The following is a 1,753-nucleotide window of genomic DNA, read 5'->3' on the forward strand; positions in this document are numbered from 1 at the left end:
CAAGCTTATTCGCGTCGCCGACGCTGGCGGCGTTCGCGGCGGCGGTGAGTGCGCAGTTGAACCAGCAAGTCAACGCATTGCCTGAGATCACACCGGTCTCGCGCGAAGGCAGTTTGCCGCTGTCGTTCGCGCAGCAGCGGCTGTGGTTCCTCACTCAACTTGATGAGACAAGCGCTAATTATCATATTCCGCTTATCCTGAATTTGCATGGGCCACTGAATCGGGCAGCATGGCAACAAGCGCTGGATGCCCTATTCGCGCGCCACGAGGCGCTGCGCTCGACGTTTGTCAGTGTCGAGGGTCAGCCGCAGGTGCAGCTGTTGCCGGCTGACACGGGCGTGCCACTGCACTGGCATGATCTGCGCGGCGTGTCTGATGCCGACGCGCAGCTGGCGCGTTTGAACGCCGATGAAGCGTGTGCGCCGTTTGATTTGGCGCGCGGGCCACTAATGCGCGCATGCGTGATCCAATTGGCCGACGACGAGCACGTATTGGTGCTGACAAAGCACCATATTGTGTCGGACGGCTGGTCGATTGGCGTGCTGGTGCGCGAGTTAAGCGCGCTGTACGCGGCCAGTGTTGGAGCCCAAGCTGATTCATTGCCACCGCTGGCGATCCAGTATCCGGATTATGCGGCCTGGCAGCGTCAGTGGCTGTCGGGCGAGCGGCTTCAAACGCAGAGCGACTACTGGCGCACGATGCTGGCCGACGCGCCGGTGCTGCTGGCGCTACCGACAGACCGGCCGCGCCCGGCGCAACAGTCGTTTGCCGGCGCGCACGTGCCGGTGCAGATCGATGCGCGAACCACGCAAGCGCTCAAGCGTTTGAGCAGTGAGCACGGCACGACGCTATTTATGACGGTGCTCGCCGCGTGGAGCGCGGTGCTCGCGCGCCTATCAGGCCAGCAGGATCTGGTCATCGGCACGCCCAGCGCCAATCGAGGGCATGCTGCGATCGAGCCGTTGATTGGCTTTTTTGTCAATACGCTGGCGTTGCGCGTGAATCTGGAGAGCGAACCGACGACCACGCAACTGCTCGAGCGCGTGCGGCGCACGACGCTGGACGCGCAGGCGCATCAAGATCTGCCGTTCGAGCAAGTGGTCGAGATCGTGCAGCCGCCGCGCCGCTTAAATCATACGCCTCTATTTCAGGTGATGTTCGCGTGGCAGAGCAATGAGACAGGGCAGTGGCGCCTGCCCGGGCTGGACGTCACGCCTGGCGAGCTTGATTACGACATGGTCAGGTTCGACCTGGAAATGCATCTGTATGAAGCAGGCGAGGAAATTATTGGGTCGTTGCACTATGCGAGTGCGTTGTTTGACCCCGCGACGATCGAGCGGCACGTGGGGTATCTGACGACGATGTTGCAGGCGATGGTGGCCTGCCCACAGCAACCGGTGGCAACGCTGCAGATGCTGGGAGCGGATGAGCGTCAGTTGCTGCTTCAAAGATGGAATGCGACGCAGCGTGAGTATCCGGCACACCGGTGTGTGCATCAGTTATTCGAAGATCAGGTGGCGCGCAGTCCGCAAGCCATTGCGCTGGTGCATGAAGAGCAGACACTGAGCTATGCGCAATTGAACGCACGGGCCAACCGCCTCGCGCATCGGCTCATCGATCTGGGCATCCGCCCCGGGCAGTCTGTTGCCACGCTGCTGGAGCGCTCGATTGATTTGGTGGTGGCCCAGCTGGCGATCCTCAAGGCAGGGGCCGCTTACGTACCGATTGATCCGCGCGCGCCCACAGAGCGGCA

The 1,753-nt window shown here is 62.1% G+C and carries 1 protein-coding gene; it reads left to right on the forward strand.

Annotation, left to right across the window (positions count from 1 at the left end; genetic code table 11):
• Positions 1–1,753, forward strand: a 1,753-nt coding sequence (locus tag B0O95_RS15135) for a condensation domain-containing protein (protein ID WP_146064129.1), incomplete at both ends; no start/stop codon positions are given.

Origin of the sequence: Mycetohabitans endofungorum, from assembly GCF_002927045.1 — a bacterium.
Lineage (GTDB): Bacteria > Pseudomonadota > Gammaproteobacteria > Burkholderiales > Burkholderiaceae > Mycetohabitans > Mycetohabitans endofungorum.